The organism is Myxococcus sp. CA023 (genome assembly GCF_010998615.1).
Lineage (GTDB): Bacteria > Myxococcota > Myxococcia > Myxococcales > Myxococcaceae > Myxococcus.
Map to the genome: position 1 here is coordinate 23,681 of NZ_JAAEAH010000088.1, position 15,171 is coordinate 38,851.

At 68.5% G+C, this 15,171-nt stretch carries 17 protein-coding genes; 6 read left to right on the forward strand and 11 right to left on the reverse strand.

The genetic code is table 11. The annotated features are described in order from the left end of the window. Window positions 1-27: 27 nt before the first annotated feature. Window positions 28-531 (reverse strand): tRNA (cytidine(34)-2'-O)-methyltransferase, encoded by a 504-nt coding sequence (locus F8M74_RS30925; protein WP_011552130.1) that lies wholly within the window; start codon window positions 529-531, stop codon window positions 28-30. A 17-nt stretch (window positions 532-548) separates the two neighbouring features. Between F8M74_RS30925 and F8M74_RS30930 the strand changes: the two genes are divergently transcribed. Together F8M74_RS30930 and F8M74_RS30935 are read left to right on the forward strand one after the other, a co-directional pair. Then, window positions 549-905: a DUF192 domain-containing protein gene (locus F8M74_RS30930; RefSeq protein WP_140789200.1), complete on the forward strand. Its 357-nt coding sequence runs from the start codon at window positions 549-551 to the stop codon at window positions 903-905. Between the two features lie 119 nt (window positions 906-1,024). Further along, on the forward strand, window positions 1,025-1,789 hold the full coding sequence (locus F8M74_RS30935; RefSeq protein ID WP_141258099.1) for a Stp1/IreP family PP2C-type Ser/Thr phosphatase: 765 nt from the start codon (window positions 1,025-1,027) through the stop codon (window positions 1,787-1,789). Between the two features lie 10 nt (window positions 1,790-1,799). Here F8M74_RS30935 and F8M74_RS30940 read toward each other — a convergent pair whose 3' ends face one another. Next, window positions 1,800-2,828 carry a nucleotidyltransferase family protein gene (locus F8M74_RS30940; RefSeq protein ID WP_141258098.1) on the reverse strand — a complete coding sequence of 343 codons (1,029 nt, stop codon included), beginning with the start codon at window positions 2,826-2,828 and terminating at the stop codon, window positions 1,800-1,802. A gap of 1 nt (window position 2,829) precedes the next feature. Next, entirely contained in the window at window positions 2,830-3,870 is a 1,041-nt protein-coding gene (locus F8M74_RS30945) for an aminoglycoside phosphotransferase family protein (RefSeq protein WP_141258097.1), read from the reverse strand. Between the two features lie 290 nt (window positions 3,871-4,160). Between F8M74_RS30945 and F8M74_RS30950 the strand changes: the two genes are divergently transcribed. Continuing rightward, a complete protein-coding gene (locus tag F8M74_RS30950) occupies window positions 4,161-5,528 on the forward strand; it encodes a pyridoxal-phosphate dependent enzyme (protein ID WP_140789192.1) in 1,368 nt (455 codons plus the stop codon). A 75-nt stretch (window positions 5,529-5,603) separates the two neighbouring features. Here the strand turns inward: F8M74_RS30950 and F8M74_RS30955 are convergent, their stop codons facing one another. The 7 genes from F8M74_RS30955 to F8M74_RS30985 form a co-directional block, all read right to left on the reverse strand. Then, window positions 5,604-6,044, reverse strand: a complete 441-nt coding sequence (locus tag F8M74_RS30955) for a MaoC family dehydratase (RefSeq protein ID WP_011552124.1) — start codon at window positions 6,042-6,044, stop codon at window positions 5,604-5,606. Window positions 6,045-6,054: 10 nt separating this feature from the next. Then, window positions 6,055-6,594, reverse strand: coding sequence for a hypothetical protein (locus F8M74_RS30960; protein WP_011552123.1), 540 nt, complete (start codon window positions 6,592-6,594; stop codon window positions 6,055-6,057). Between the two features lie 3 nt (window positions 6,595-6,597). Further along, window positions 6,598-7,596, reverse strand: coding sequence for a hypothetical protein (locus F8M74_RS30965; RefSeq protein WP_141258096.1), 999 nt, complete (start codon window positions 7,594-7,596; stop codon window positions 6,598-6,600). A gap of 106 nt (window positions 7,597-7,702) precedes the next feature. Beyond that, window positions 7,703-8,125 carry a hypothetical protein gene (locus tag F8M74_RS30970; RefSeq protein WP_011552120.1) on the reverse strand — a complete coding sequence of 141 codons (423 nt, stop codon included), beginning with the start codon at window positions 8,123-8,125 and terminating at the stop codon, window positions 7,703-7,705. 160 nt (window positions 8,126-8,285) lie between these two features. Next, window positions 8,286-9,431 (reverse strand): cystathionine gamma-synthase, encoded by a 1,146-nt coding sequence (locus F8M74_RS30975; RefSeq protein ID WP_141258095.1) that lies wholly within the window; start codon window positions 9,429-9,431, stop codon window positions 8,286-8,288. A 47-nt stretch (window positions 9,432-9,478) separates the two neighbouring features. Beyond that, window positions 9,479-10,240, reverse strand: coding sequence for a crotonase/enoyl-CoA hydratase family protein (locus F8M74_RS30980; protein ID WP_141258094.1), 762 nt, complete (start codon window positions 10,238-10,240; stop codon window positions 9,479-9,481). 55 nt (window positions 10,241-10,295) lie between these two features. Then, entirely contained in the window at window positions 10,296-10,982 is a 687-nt protein-coding gene (locus F8M74_RS30985) for a UdgX family uracil-DNA binding protein (RefSeq protein ID WP_141258093.1), read from the reverse strand. Here F8M74_RS30985 and F8M74_RS30990 point away from each other — a divergent pair. After that, window positions 10,981-11,967: a class I SAM-dependent methyltransferase gene (locus tag F8M74_RS30990; RefSeq protein WP_171410382.1), complete on the forward strand. Its 987-nt coding sequence runs from the start codon at window positions 10,981-10,983 to the stop codon at window positions 11,965-11,967. The genes F8M74_RS30985 and F8M74_RS30990 overlap by 2 nt on opposite strands. Before the next feature lie 18 nt (window positions 11,968-11,985). On the opposite strand, the gene F8M74_RS30995 is transcribed toward F8M74_RS30990, so the two are convergent. Continuing rightward, complete coding sequence (locus F8M74_RS30995) at window positions 11,986-13,212, reverse strand: Dickkopf N-terminal cysteine-rich domain-containing protein (protein WP_141258091.1); 1,227 nt, start codon at window positions 13,210-13,212, stop codon at window positions 11,986-11,988. 236 nt (window positions 13,213-13,448) lie between these two features. Between F8M74_RS30995 and F8M74_RS31000 the strand changes: the two genes are divergently transcribed. Beyond that, window positions 13,449-14,117 (forward strand): RNA polymerase sigma factor, encoded by a 669-nt coding sequence (locus tag F8M74_RS31000; RefSeq protein ID WP_141258090.1) that lies wholly within the window; start codon window positions 13,449-13,451, stop codon window positions 14,115-14,117. Continuing rightward, window positions 14,104-15,171 (forward strand): FecR domain-containing protein (locus F8M74_RS31005; protein ID WP_228560571.1); only part of this gene is annotated, 1,068 nt, incomplete at its 3' end. The genes F8M74_RS31000 and F8M74_RS31005, both read left to right, overlap by 14 nt.

The following is a 15,171-nucleotide window of genomic DNA, read 5'->3' on the forward strand; positions in this document are numbered from 1 at the left end:
CGCAGTGTAGTCCCTCTACACGGCCCCTCAACTTGCCGGGGGTGCTTGCCTGCCCGCTCCGGTGAAACGGACCTGTCGCAGGGCCTCATAGGTCCCGATTCCCACCGACGTGGACAGGTTCAGGCTCCGGCGGTCCTCCAGCATGGGAATGGTGACGGCCGTCCCCGTGCCCCCCTCCATCACCTCCGGCGCCAGCCCGGACACCTCCGAGCCGAACACCAGGTGGTCCCCCTCCTCGAACCGGGCCTCATACAGGGATGTTTCAGCCCGAGCGGAGAAGAGCCACCGCCGGGCGTCCGGGTAGTCCGCCGCATAGGCCGCGTAGGTTGGATACAGGCGGAGAAATACCTTGTCCCAGTAGTCCAGCCCCGCCCGCTTGAGCTGCCGGTCGTCAATGGAGAAGCCCAGGGGCTCCACCAGGATGAGCCGGCAGCCCGTCACGGCGCACAGGCGGGCGACGTTGCCGGTGTTGGGGGGAATCTGGGGAGAAACGAGGACCAGGTGGAGAGGACGCGCCAGGGGCTCGAGCATGGGGTAGAAGGCGCTACATGCGCTGGAAGGTGAACAACGAGACGCGGCAACGGCTGCTGGCGGACCGGGCCGACAAGGCCACCTCGTTCCTCCAACGGTTCAAGGGACTCATGGGGCGCCGCTCGCTGGAGGTGGGCGAGGGGCTCCATATCGTCCCTTGCAACTCCATCCACACTTTCTTCATGCGCATCCCCATTGACGTGCTGTTCCTGGACGCCCAGGGCCGCATCGTCAAGCAGATGCCCGCCCTGCCGCCCTGGCGTGCGACATCCGTGTATTTCCAGTCACGCTCGGTCCTGGAGCTTCCCGCGGGTGTCCTCGCCGCCAGCGGCACCCAGGAAGGCGATGTGCTGAGCTTCGAGCCGGTTCCTTGAGGCCCTGCCCGAAGTGCCCCTGCCTGTCAGGCCGGGATGCACGAGTTTTGACCGATTTCCGAGCGCTTTGTTAACCTCCGGCGCCACGTTTTCTCGCCCCTTTAGAAGAGTTCTCGCGCATGCGCATCGAGGTAGCTGGCAGCACCCACGTTGGGATGAAGCGGAATCACAACGAGGACAACTTCCTGATGCTCCCGGAAGAGTTTCTCTTCTGCGTGGCGGATGGCATGGGTGGCCACTCGTCTGGAGAAATCGCCAGCCGCATCGCGGTGGACGAGCTCGGCGAGTTCTACAAGCTCACGTCCAAGGACCAGGACTGCACCTGGCCCTTCAAGATGGACAAGACGCGCAACTATGACGAGAACCGGCTCGCCACCGGCATCAAGCTCGCCAACGCGCGCATCTTCGAGAAGGCCTGCTCCGAGTCCAAGTACAAGGGCATGGGCACCACCATCGTCACGGCGCATTTCACCCAGAGCACCGTCTACGTGGGCCACGTCGGCGACAGCCGCGTGTACTACTTCCGCGGCGGCGCCCTGAAGCAGGTGACGGAGGACCACTCCCTCCTCAACGACTACCTCAAGGCGAAGAAGCTCTCGCCGGAGGAGATTGAGAACTTCCCCCACAAGAACGTCATCGTCCGCGCGCTGGGCATGAAGGAGAACGTCCAGGTGGATGTCTCCCGCGTGGAGCCGCAGGAGGATGATGTCTTCCTGCTCTGCTCGGACGGCCTGAGCGGCATGGTGACGGACGCGCAGATGCAGGAAATCCTGCAGCGCACGCCGGAGCTGGAGAAGGCCTGCTCGCAGCTCATCGACATGGCCAACGCCGCAGGTGGCAACGACAACGTCACCTGCGTGCTGGCCCGCTACCACGCCGCCTGAGCGGCGGCGCTCAGCGCCTCTTCAGCGGCGCGGCAATCCGGTGCGCGCCCCAGGCGAGCACCTCGGAGAGCGACTCCCCGGAGGACACCTCGGTGTCCTCGAAGACGGTGGCTCGCGAGAGCCGCGCCCCCGAAGCCACCTTCGCGCCCGGCTCCAGCGACACGCCCGGCCCCACGGCGGCTCCGGCGGCCACCGCGCTGCCCCGCCCCAGGTACACCGGGCCCTCCGCCGTGCCGTCCAGGCGGGCCTCCGCGTGCGCCCAGGTGCCACTCGCGCCGCGCGTGGTCCCCGCCAGCGGTGAGTCCGCGCCCAGCCACTCCAGCCGCACGTGCCCGGCGAGCACATCCTGCACGGTGGCGAGGTAGCGCGACGGCGTGCCCAGGTCGGACCAGTACCCGTCCACCCGCACGCCACGCACCGTCTGCCCGGCCTCCATGGCGCGCACGTAGACCTCGCGGTTGATGTCCTCCTCACCTCGCGGCGACATGAAGTCGAAGACGCGCGGCGACATCACGTGCACGCCGGTGAAGTGCCACGGCGACAAGCCTTCACCGCCAGGGCCGTGGCCGGCGATGCGGCGCACGCGGCCCTCCGCGTCCAGCTCCACCGCCGCGTAGGTCTCTCCCGCTGGCATGGGCTGCAGCACCATGGTGGCCAGCGCGCCGGACGCCTGGTGCACGGCCACCACCGGCCGCAGGTCCACCGGGTAGAGGATGTCGCCGTTGAAGACGATGAAGTCGCCGTCCGACAGGAAGTCCCGCAGGCCGCGAATGCCGCCGCCGGTGCCCTGGATGACGGGCTCGTTCACCACGTGCAGCGGCAGCCCCGCGCGTGCGCACTCGGCGCGGGCCACCGCCTCCATGGTGTCTGGCAGGTGGTGGGTGTTGATGCCCACCGCCGTCACGCCCGCGGCCTTCAGCACCGCCAGGTGGTAACGCAGCAGCGGCTGTCCCAAGAATGGCATCGCCGGCTTGGGCCAGCGTTCGGTGAGCGGGCGCAGGCGCGTGCCCAGGCCCGCGCAGAGGACCATGGCCTTCATCTCAGGCCGCCAGCTCCGGGACGTACTTCGCCACCAGGTCCTGCAGCTTGCGCAGCTCCGGCCGCCGCGCGAAGCCGTCACGCACGTAGCGCAGCGACGCGGGGATGGACACCAGGAAGCCCGGGTTGCCCTTCACCCGGTTGATGAACTCGAAGCGGCCCGCGTCCTTCAGCTTGCGCTGGATGGTGAGCAAGTCGAAGAAGGCCTTGAAGGACGCCGCGTCGATGCGCTCGCCACTCACCTCCTGGAAGGTGGCGATGTAGCGGTCCAGCATCGCGTCCACGAAGTCGCGGTCCAGCTCCACGTAGCTGTCGCGCAGCAGTGCCACCAGGTCGTACTGGCGCGGGCCCTGGAGCGCGTCCTGGAAGTCGATGACGACCAGCTCGCCCTCCTTCACCATGATGTTGCGGCTCTGGTAGTCGCGGTGGGTGAAGCCACGAGGCGCGGCGGCCAGCTGCCGGGCGATGTCGCGGAAGGTGGCGTCCAGTTCGGCGCGCTCGGCGTCCGTGGGCGTCTTGCCACTCCACGCCTCCAGGCCCCACTCGCGGAAGTGGTGCAGCTCCCAGTCGTAGAGGTCCTCGTCGAAGGCGCGGGTGAAGGCCAGGCAGTCCGGGTCCTCCGCCTTCTCCGCCGCCGCGCGCAGGCGCGCCAGCAGGTCCACGGCGCGGCTGTAGAGCGCCTCGTGGTGCTTGCCGCCCTCCAGCGCGGACTCGAAGGTGATGTCACTCAAATCTTCAATCACCATCATCCCCGCCGGCTCGTCATAGCGGAGGATGCGCGGCACCCGCACGCCCAGCTTCTCCAGGTAGCGGTGCACGTTGATGAAGGGCAGCTCCTTGGGCGGCTCGCCCTTGGTGGCCTCGTCGCTCTTCTTCGTCGAGTCGGGCGGCATCACCATCACCACCCAGCTCTCGGGCGGCGCGCCAACGCGGTAGTACGAGCGGCTGCTCGCCTCGCCCTTCAGCTTCGTGATGGGGGCGTTGGGAACGGGACGGCCCATGGCCTGTCCCACCTGGTCGCGCAGGGCGGCCTCGAGTTCCATATCGACGGGGTTCTCCGGAGGGGGTTGACGCAAGTCGCACGCGAGTATCGGAGGCGCGCCCATCCGGGTCAAAGGCCTGTCCGGGCGGATGGCCGGACGCCCCCCGGGCTGTCGCCAACCCGACGGGCGGCCAGCCATCCTCCCCCCTCGTCCGGGTGCGTCGGAACTCCCTGCCCGCCGGGGTGGGTTCAACGCTCTCCGGGGTCGCAAGAGGCCACACGCTGTCGACCGGGCCAGTGCGGCGGCATATAAGACGCGCCGCGAACCCTCATTAACTTACGGAAGCCGCGATGGACATCCACGAGAACATCCTCACCGCCATTGGCAACACGCCGCTGGTCAAGCTCAACAAGCTTGTCGGGCCGAACGACGCGACCGTGCTGGTCAAGTGCGAGTTCATGAACCCGGGCGCGTCCATCAAGGACCGCATGGCGCTCTACATCCTCGAGAAGGCCGAGCGGGAGGGGAAGCTCAAGCCCGGCGGCACCATCGTCGAGAACACGTCCGGCAACACCGGCATGGGCGTGGCGCTGGCCGCGGCCGTCAAAGGCTACAAGTGCATCTTCACCATGCCGGACAAGATGTCCCTGGAGAAGATCAACCGCCTCAAGGCGCTGGGCGCGCAGGTGGTGGTGACGCCGACGAACGTGCCGGCCGAGGACCCACGCAGCTACTACGAGACGGCCAAGCGCCTGCACCGCGAGACGCCGGGCGCGTTCATGCTGAACCAGTACCACAACCCCGACAACATCGAGGCGCACTACAACACCACCGGTCCTGAGATCTACGAGCAGACCGAGGGCAAGTTCGACTACTTCGTCGCGGGCCTGGGCACCGGCGGCACCATGAGCGGCGCCGGCAAGTTCCTGAAGGAGAAGATTCCCGGCCTCAAGAATGTCGGCGTGGACCCGGAGGGATCCGTCTACGAGGGCTACTTCAAGACGGGCAAGCTGACCGAGCCGCACGTCTACAAGGTGGAAGGCATCGGCGAGGACATGCTGTGCGGCGCCATGGACTTCACCAACCTGGACGACGTGCGCCAGGTCGATGACCGCCAGTGCTTCATCGCCGCGCGCCGCCTGGCACGTGAGGAAGGCATCTTCGCCGGCGGCTCCTCGGGCGCGGCGATTCACGTCGCGGTGCAGTTGGCCAAGGAAGTGGGCAAGGGCAAGACGATTGTCGTCGTGCTCCCGGACTCGGGAAGCAGCTACATCAGCAAGTTCCACTCGGACGAGTGGATGCGCGACAACGGCTTCCTGGAGGAGAAGGGCGCCGGCACCATCCGCGACATCCTGGGCGACAAGCGCAAGGACGTGAAGACGGCGCGCCGCGGTGACAAGGTCGACCAGGTGGTCGAGACGATGCGCGGCCACGGCATCAGCCAGATGCCGGTGGTGGGCGACGACGGCCGCACGGTGGGCATGGTGCACGAGTACGACCTGCTCAACGCGCTGGTCGCCGGCAAGGCGAAGTTCTCCGACAGCATCGACAGCATCATCGCGCCGCTGCAGGGCGCGCTGTCGCTCGACACCAGCATCGCCCGCCTGCGCGAAGTCTTCGCTCAGGACAACGTGGCGGTGGTGAAGGACGGCGAGAAGGTGGTCGGCATCGTCACCAAGATCGACCTCATCGACTACCTGCACCGCACGGCGGCGTAGTCCCCGGCGCGCTCGCGCCAGGGAAGCACCGAGGGCCTCCACGTTTCCCCAGCGGAAACGGGAGGCCCTTCGTGTTCATGGACGCCGGCCGAAGAGCACGTTGGCCAGCTCCGTCATCACCACCTCATCCTTCTGGTTGCGCACCTCCATGCGGAGCTTGATGGCGCCCCGATCCGGTTTGCTGCGCGACGGCGTGGCGGAGACGACCTCCACCCGCACGTGCAACGTGTCCCCCGGACGCACGGGCTTGAGCCAGCGCAGCTCATCCAAGCCGGGCGAGCCCATGCTGGATGTCTGCCCCAGGAAGCTGTCCACCAACAGCCGGTGACACAGGGAAGCGGTGTGCCAACCGCTGGCCACCAGCCCGCCGAAGATGCTGTCGCGGGCGGCTTCGTCGCTCAGGTGGAAGGGCTGCGGGTCGAACTGCGTCGCGAAGGCGATGATTTCCTCGCGCGACACCACGTGGGGGCCGTGTTCGCTCACGTCCCCGGGCTGGAAGTCCTCGAAGTAGCGCATGGGCGCTACTTCAACGCGACGTGTCCTTGGATTCCAGTTCCTCCGGGTGGAACACGCGCGAAGCGACGCGATCCAACACTTCGGAGTTCCACTTGATGCTGACCTTCATCAGCCGGCGCATCTCCTTGGCGAAGGCGCGCTCGGACGGCATGCGGGTGTACGTCCGGGCCAGGTAGAGGCCCCGGTTCTCCCGCTCGTAGTCCACGGTGCCGCCACCAGCATCCGTGCCCTCCCGCTCCTCCGCCTGGAAGCCCTCGATGACGCCGGGCTTGGGCGGCTCGCGGAAGCGGTACACCAAAGCGCTGCACTTCAGCGCCTGGGTGTCCTCCAACCACTCGAAGTACAGCGACGCGCCCCCCGCGGAGAGCCCGCCGAAGCCCTGGGGATTGATGCCCGGGCTGGGCGGCGTGCCCTCTTCATGGAGGAAGCCCTGGACCAGTCGCTGGGCAGACTCCCGCGTCAGCGGCGTATCCGCCGGAGCAGCGGGGCCCAGGCCCGAAATCCAGGACCTGAGCAGGCCAGCGAGGCCACTGCGGGGAGCGGTAGCCATGGGTTACTTGTTGAAGTTGCCTTCGCGGGCCTGGTCGAACGGCACGCGGTTCTTGAGGTAGACGGCCTCGAAGCTGTGGCCGTCGAACGGGTTCAGGTGGAACTCGTTGAACTGGTGGACCTTGGAGCCCTTGCCACCGTCCGCGATGGGGTTCCACTTGTCCGGGATGGGGCCCAGACCGAACATGCTGGGGACCGGGTCGCCACGGTTCACGTAGTGCACGTAGTTCGGGCCGTCCGGGTACGTGGCGGCGGCGCCGCCGAACGTCTCCACGTTGATCTTCCCCATCAGCGCCTTGGCGTCCTGCTTGGACATCCCATCTTCGATGCGCAGCCGGTTGTACACGTCGTTCAGCGCGCGGCTGGAGACGAGGCCACCCTGGCTGTGCGCCATCAGGTGCACGTCACGGCCGGCCTTGATTTCGGTGTAGAGCGCGTCCGCCAGGGTGTCCACGGCGGGGTTGGTACCCTTGTCCAGCTTGTCCTTCACGGACTGGGCCAGGTCCGCGCCCATGCCCTCGGTGGCGTTGTGGATGCCGACGACGCGCGAGCCCGTCGCGTTGGCGATGGCCTGCAGGCTCTCCGACTGGGCCTCCTTCGTCGTCAGGATGCCGTTGACGTAGAGGACCGTCGACTGCGGGTTCGGGTTGTTGGCCGGCGTCACACCCGGGATGTCCGCCAGCGGGGTCCCCGGCGGGAACGTCGCGCCGCCCGCGCCCAGCAGCTTGCCGTCGTGCACGCGGTCCGGCTGGTTGCCACCGCCGAAGAACTCCTGCACGCCCCGCGCGGCGCCGCCGACGACGTTGCCCACGCCCCGGGCGGTGCCGGAGACGGCGTTCTCGAAGCCGTCCACGAACTGGCCGACCTTGCGGCCACTGGCAGCCGCGGCGTCCTTCACGTTGTCGACGGCGTTACCCACGGCGTCCTGCGTACGGTCAATGGCCTTCTCGGCACCGGTACGGACCGTGTTGATGAGTTTCCGGCCGCGCTCGATGGGGTTCATGGGGGCTCCAGGCGATTTAGAAGGAGTGGACTACAAGTGAAGGGATTATCGTCCCAGGGTCCTGGAAGTTGCGGTGCCCCTCACTTTGCCGCACTGCGGCAAAGGATCAGCGTCCGAAGACGCGGTCCGCCACCCGGTTCAGGACGGTGCTGCTCCACTCGAGGCTGGCCTTCATCAGCCGCTTCATGTCGTCGTTGAAGATGGGGATCTGCGGCGCCGTGGTGTAGGTGCGGCTGAGGAACAGGGACTTGTTCTCCGGCTCGAAGTCCACGGTGCCGCCGCCGGTGTCGGTGCCCTTCTTCTGCTCGTCCTGGAAGCCCTCCAGGATGCCCGGCTTGGGGGTGTCCCGGAACCGGTGGATGAGGGCACTGCACTCCAGCGCCTGCTCCTTGTCGTGCCACTCGAAGTAGAGCTGCGCATCGCCCAGGGCGACGCCGCCGAAGCCCTGCGGGTTGATGCCGACGCTGTTGGGGCTGCCGTTGGCGGCGAGGAACGCCTGCGCCAGCATCTGCGCTTCTTCTCGGGTCATGGGGGTCGGTCTCCAGGGGCGGGCACTGCCAGAGCGGGCAGCCTAGCAAATCAGCACGCCGCCTCCAGCCCGGACGACGGCATGACAAGGGCCTCCGCGCGCTTCCGGGAAGGCGAGCGCGGGGAGGCCCTGGAGACCGAAGGGGGCGAGGCCCTGACGGCTACTTCGCGGCGTCGAGCGCCTGGGACAGGTCATCCACCAGGTCCCGCGCGTCCTCGATGCCCACCGACAGGCGGATGAAGCCGTCGGTGATGCCCAGCTGCTCGCGCGTCTCCTTGGGGATGGAGGCGTGGGTCATGATGGCCGGGTGCTCGATGAGGGACTCGACGCCGCCGAGCGACTCGGCGCAGGCGAACACCTTCACCGTCTTGAGGAAGGTGCGGGCCGCCTCCAGGCCTCCCTGGATGTCGAAGGTCACCATGCCGCCAAAGCCGGACATCTGCTGCTTCGCCAGCGCGTGCTGCGGGTGCGACTCCAGGCCCGGGTAGGTGACCTTCTTCACCTTCGGGTGGGACGCCAGGAACTGCGCCACCTTCATCGCGTTGGAGGCGTGGCGGTCCATGCGCACGTGCAGCGTCTTCACGCCGCGCAGCACCATGAAGCTGTCGAAGGCGCCGGACACGCCGCCCACCGCGTTCTGGAGGAAGTACATCCGCTCCGCCACGTCCTCGCGGCTGGTGCAGACGAAGCCGCCCACCACGTCGCTGTGGCCGTTGATGTACTTGGTGGTGGAGTGCGCCACCACGTCGAAGCCGAGGTCCAGCGGGCGCTGGAAGTACGGCGTCATGAACGTGTTGTCGGCGACGGAGAGGATGTTCCGCTTCTTGGCGACCTCGGCGATGCGCGCCAGGTCGATGAGCTTGAGCATCGGGTTGGTGGGGGACTCCACCCACACCATCTTCGTCTTCGGCGTAATCGCCGCCTCGAAGCTCTCCGGCTTGGACAGGTCCACGAAGGAGAAGTGCAGCCCGGCCCGCCGGAACACCTTGTCGAAGAGACGGAAGGTGCCGCCGTACACATCGTCCGAGACGACCACGTGGTCGCCCGAATCCAGCATGTGCATCAGCATGTCCGTGCCCGCCAGGCCGGAAGCGAAGGCCGCGCCGTACTTCGCGCCCTCGAGCGCGGCCAGACAGTCCTGGAGCGCCTTGCGGGTGGGGTTCTGCGTCCGGCTGTACTCGTAGCCCTTGTGCTCTCCGGGGCCGTCCTGGACGTAGGTGGAAGACAGGTAGACGGGCGTCATGATGGCGCCCGTGGTGGGGTCCGGCTCCTGACCGGCGTGAATGGCAAGCGTGTCGAAGCGCATGCCGGGGGAACTAACACAGTCCATCCCTGCCGCGCAGCAGGACCCGCCTATTCGAACTTCCCGTGACGCCCTGCCCCCTGGGCAAAACGCGTGGCGCCGGCAATGGACTCCGACTCCAGCACCTTGACGCCGCGGGCGAACTCCTGACGCAGTGCTTCCTCGGTGCCCAGACCCGCCTGGGTGTAGGCGGAGCGCCGGTCCGCGTTCATGCACGCCTGCGGGAAGGCGGCCACCTCGCGCGCCAGGGCCTCGGCGGCCTCGCGCGCCTGCCCCCGGGGCACCACGCGGTTGACCAGACCCATGGCCAGTGCCTCCTGGGCGGACACGGCCCGGCCCGTGAGGATGAGGTCCAGGGCCCGAGACAGGCCGATGAGCCGGGGCAGCCGCACCGTCCCCCCATCGATGAGGGGCACACCCCAGCGGCGGCAGAAGACACCCAGGACGGCGTCCTCCTCGGCCACGCGCAAGTCGCACCACAGCGCCAGCTCCAAGCCGCCCGCCACGGCATGGCCGCCGATGGACGCGATGACGGGCTTGGACAGCACCATGCGCGAGGGGCCCATGGGTCCATCCCCGTCCAACTCCAGGCGGGGCAACCGGCCTTCGGAGACGGCCTTCAGGTCCGCCCCGGCGCAGAAGGTGCCCCCTTCTCCATGGAGCACGCCCACACGCGCGTCCGGGTCCGCGTCGAAGGCACGGAAGGCCTCCGCCAGCGCCTGGGCGGTGGCGCCATCCACGGCGTTGCGCACCTCCGGGCGGTCCAGGATGACGGTGGTGACGAGGCCGTTCTTCTCGACGCGCACGCTCATGGCGGCGGAGTCTTCTTCCCTCGCGTCCGGACCGCAATCCCGCCGCGGTGCTTCCTTACATGGGCGCGTGCGCGCCCTCCCCTTCCGACAGGCCGTGGATGATGCGCGCCACCTGGCGCAAGTCGTCCACGAAGGCCTCCAGAGCAGCCTCCTTCGCCCGAGGGTCCGGCGCGCGGAGGATGGAGGACGGGTGCACCGTGGCCACCACCACCCGCGCCCATTCCGACGCCATCGGCTGCCCACGCGACTGCGTCACCCGGAACTCCTTGCCCAGCAGTGCCTGCGCCGCGGTGGCCCCCAGGCAGACGAGGACGTCCGGGCGGAACACGCGAATCTCCGCCTCCAGCCACGGCAGGCAGGCGCGAATCTCCGTCATGGTCGGCTTCGCGTGGATGCGCCGGGGCCCCTGGCCGGTCCACTTGAAGTGCTTCACCGTATTGGTGACGTACACCTGCGCCCGGTCGATGCCGGCGACCTCCAGCGCCTCGTCCAGCAGCCGTCCGGAGGGGCCCACGAAGGGCCTGCCGGCCCGGTCCTCCTGGTCTCCCGGCTGCTCCCCCACCAGCATCACCCGGGGGCCGGGGCGCGGCTGGCCCTCGGGCTCGCCAAAGACAGTCTGGGTGCCCGTGCGCCACAGCGGGCAGGCCTGACATCCCGCGGCCGCCTTTCGGAGCTTGTCGTACGTCGGAGACTCAGGGATGAGGGGGGCCGCGGTGGTCTGGACGGAAGGACGCTTGGGCATGGCTGACACACAAGGTACGCATGGCTCTCACGACGCAACCGGCCCCGAGGGCATGTTCGCCAACCGCCTGCGCAAGGGGGACAAGCGCTTCCGGAAGTGGGCCCGGACGCAGGGGCTGACGGCCTTCCGCGTCTACGACAGGGACATCCCCGAGTACCCGTACGCCATCGACGTCTACGGCGACTGCGCCCACGTCGTGGAATATCCCCGCCGGCGCGCCATCGCCTCCGGTGCCGCGGACACGCAGCGGGAGGAAGTCCTGGCCGCGGTGACCCAGGTGCTGGCCGTGCCCCCCGAACGCGTCTTCGTGAAGACGCACACGCCCCAGCCCTGGGGCCGCTCTCAGTACGGCCGGGTGGGCCAGGACAGCGGGCGCATCGTGGTGGAAGAGCAGGGCCTGAAGTTCTGGGTGAACCTGGGCGACTACCTCGACACCGGCCTCTTCATGGACCACCGCAACACCCGCGCGCGCGTGCGGGAGGAGGCCCGGGGCAAGCGCTTCCTCAACCTCTTCGCGTACACCGGGGCCTTCACCGTCTACGCCGCCGCTGGAGGCGCCGCGAGCACGATGACGGTGGACCTGTCCAACACCTACCTGGACTGGGCCGAGGACAACCTGGACCTCAACGGCCTGGCCGACGCACGGCACACGCTGGTGCGCGCGGATGCCAAGGCCTGGGTGGAGGCCCAGGCCGACGCGCCAGAGCGGTACGACCTGGTGGTGTGCGACCCGCCGTCCTTCTCCACGTCGAAGAAGATGTCGGGCAGCTTCAACGTGCAGCGCGACCACCCGCGCCTGCTGGCCGCCATCCGGGCGCTGCTCGCACCCGGTGGCGTCCTCTACTTCTCCAACAACTTCCTGGGGTTCCAGTTGGAACCGAAGGCCACGCGGGGGATGGAGGTGGAGGAAATCACCCCTCGCTCCATCCCCGAAGACTTCCAGCGCAAGGAGATCCACCGCTGCTGGCGCATGGTGGCTCCCTGACGCTGGCGTCCGTCCCGACTACAGCCAGCAGACGTTGTCGATGCAACGCTCGCCGGCGGGGCACTCGCAGTTGGCCTGGCAGCTGTTGCCGCTGCCCGTGTTGACGGGCTTGCAGACGCCGTCCGTGCAGGCCTGACCGGACGGGCACTCGCAGTTGGCGCGGCACACCGGGGTGGACGTCCCGGCATCCTGCGGCGGCGGAGGAGGCGGCACCTTACACTGGCCGTTGGAGCAGACCTGGCCCGACGGGCAGTCGCAGTTGGCCTGGCAGGCCGTGCCCGTGCCCGCGTCCGGCGGAGGAGGCGGCGGGGTCGGCGGCCGGCAGTAACCGTTGGTGCAGACGTCACCCGAGGGGCAGTCGCAGTTGGCCACGCACGTCTGACCCGGGTCCGGCTGCGGCGGCTTGCACTGGCCATTGAAGCAGACCTGGCCGGCGGGGCACTCGCAGTTGGCGCGGCACTGGCCCCCGTCCGGAATGGGCATGCAGTAGCCAATCTGGCAGCTGTAGTCGTCCGGGCACTGGGTGGTGGAGTCGCAGGACGCGCGGCACTGGCCATCCACGCAGTCCTTCCCACCGGTGCAGTCCGCCGCGGTGGTGCAGGCGTTCGGGTCCACCGGGCGCGGACGGCACAGGCCACTCACGCAGGTGTCGGTGGCGTCGCACCAGGAATCGTCATAGCAGCCGCGGATGCACTGGTTGTTGATGCAGTAGTTCCCCGCACCACAATCCATGTTCACCCGGCACTGCTGAGGAGAACCCCCGTCCACACCCGCATCCGGGCGCGTCCCACCGTCGGAGCCAGCGTCCGGGCGCGTCCCACCGTCGGAGCCAGCGTCTGGACGCGTCCCCCCGTCCGTCCCCGAATCCGGGCGCGTCCCGCCATCAGAACCCGCGTCCGGGCGCGTCCCGCCGTTCCCAACGCAGTAGTGGTCGTCGCACCGCTGGCCCGAACCGCAGTCGGAGTCACGCGAGCAGAACTGCGAACAGACGCTGTTGATGCAGATCTGGGACCCGGGGCAGTCCAGGGAAGAGGAACACTCGCCCGAGCCAGGTGGAACGGTCCGACAGACGCCACTGCGGCAGCTCTCACCGACGCTGCAATCCTTGTCGGAGGAGCAGTAGCAGATGTCGTCGTCGCCGTCGTCGTACCAGTCATCCTCTCCATGGACGATGCAGCCCGGGAGGACGGCGAGAACGGCGAGCAACGGCAGCCACATGAGGCTACGTATGGGGGTGTTCCGCATGAGTGGGGACTCCGAGAACTCAGGGGTACCGGTCCGGCCACCGGGGGTGTTTTCCGGTTTCAGCAGCGATGGACTCCGTAGCGCAGACGGATGATCAAAAAATTTATTTGATCGGCTTTCGTCTTTCCGGAGACCCATGGCCATGGAGGTATGTAGTGGCCTGGACCTTTCAGTCGGTCACCGGGCCGGGCTCGCATCGCGCCGGACCACGACCACCCCTTGAGGGAGAACCCCTGGTGTTCCTGCGTGGAGCCCGCTCATTCGCGCATGTCACCAACCTCCCGGAGGAGCGAAAGGGACGCGACGTGTCCGGCGTTCCCGCCCAGGACGAAGTGCGGCTCCAGGCACTGGTCCGGCGCATCCAGCAGGGCGACCTGACGGCATTCGAACAGCTCTATGCACTCACGCAGGCGGATGCCTCGCGCACCTTGTGGCACCTGGTCGGCAACCGCGTGGACGTGGAGGACCTGCTCCAGGAGGCCTATCTCCGGCTGCTGACAGCCGTGAAGAGCTACCGGGGTGAGTCCCGGTTCCGGACCTTCTTCTATCGCGTGTGCTCCAACGTGGCCCTGTCCCACCTGCGCTGGAAGCGGCGCCGGCCGGAGGACTCCGTCTGGGAGCTGCCGGAAGCGGCGGCGGAGGGAGACGACCCCGAGCGGATGGCCTCGCGGCGTCAGGCGGCCCGGCTGGTGGAGCTGGCGCTGGAACGGCTGAAGCCAAAGAAGCGCGTCGTCTTCGTGTACTACGAGCTGTGTGGAATGAGCCCGGACGAGATTGCCGACGCCGTGGGCAGCTCACCCAACACCGTCCGCAGCCGCCTCCACCATGCGCGGCTGGAGTTCAACGAAGCCATGCAGCGACTGCTCGGCGCCAACCGTCCCGGAGGTTTCCATGGCGCGACATGAGCACCTCTCCCTGTGGGCCCTGGCCGCGGGCGAGTTGGACGCAGATGCGAGCGGACGGGTGGAGGCGCACGTCGCCACCTGCTCCGAATGTGCCCAGGCGCTGGAGCAGGTGCGGCAGTCCCGCGCCGTCCTCCACGAGGGCCGCGGCACCATGCCCGCGCCGCGCATGGACGCCATGGGCGAAGGACTTCGCGCGGAAGCGGCGCGGCGCATGGTGCGCAGCGCGCCCAGGGCCCGCTGGCCGTGGGCCGTGGCGCTCGCGGGCGTCTGCGCGGCGATGCTGGCGTTCTGGATGGTCCGCGCTCCCCGGGCGACGGACGAGGGCGGAGCGCACGTGGCTCGGGGGGATGCCCCCTCTGCTCCTGCCTCGGGTGCCTCCGTTCCGTCGAACGGAGGTGACGCGGTTCCCACGGTGCCCCCGGCTCCGGAGACCGCCGCTCACGCCGCGGCCGGCAGCGAGCCGTCTGTCCCCACGAATGCAGCGGAGAAGCTCGACGCCACCACGGAGACAGAACGGGTCGCCGTCGCGGGTGCCATCCTGCGCGAGGCGGGAGGCACGGAGCGCGCGCTCAAGCCCGGCATGCGGCTGCGTTCAGGCGTGGCGGTGCGAACGCCCGCGCGCTCCAGTGCGTTGCTTCGGCTGCCGGATGAGAGCCGCGTTCGGCTGTCGGCGGGCTCGGAGGTGGAGCTGTCCCGCGCGGAGTCACGCGATGTGCACCTCACCGTGAACAAGGGACGCCTGTCCGTCGAGGCCTCGCACACGGCGCGCCAGGGATTCATGGTGGAAGTGGCGGGCCTGCGCGTCTCCGTGGTGGGCACTGTCTTCACGGTGGAGCGCACGAAGGACGGCGCCGCCGTGGCTGTCGCGGAAGGGCAGGTCCGCGTCGAGGCGGAAGGTCAGCTGCCGCGGCGGGTCGGTCCTGGCGAGCGGGTGGAACTGAACGCGGCGAAGCACACGCTGAACCCGCGGAAGATGTCGAAGCCGGACCTGCGGGCCATTGCGGAGCTCCGGGACCCGGTGGACGAAGTCCCCGTGAGCCCGCCCCACCCCATC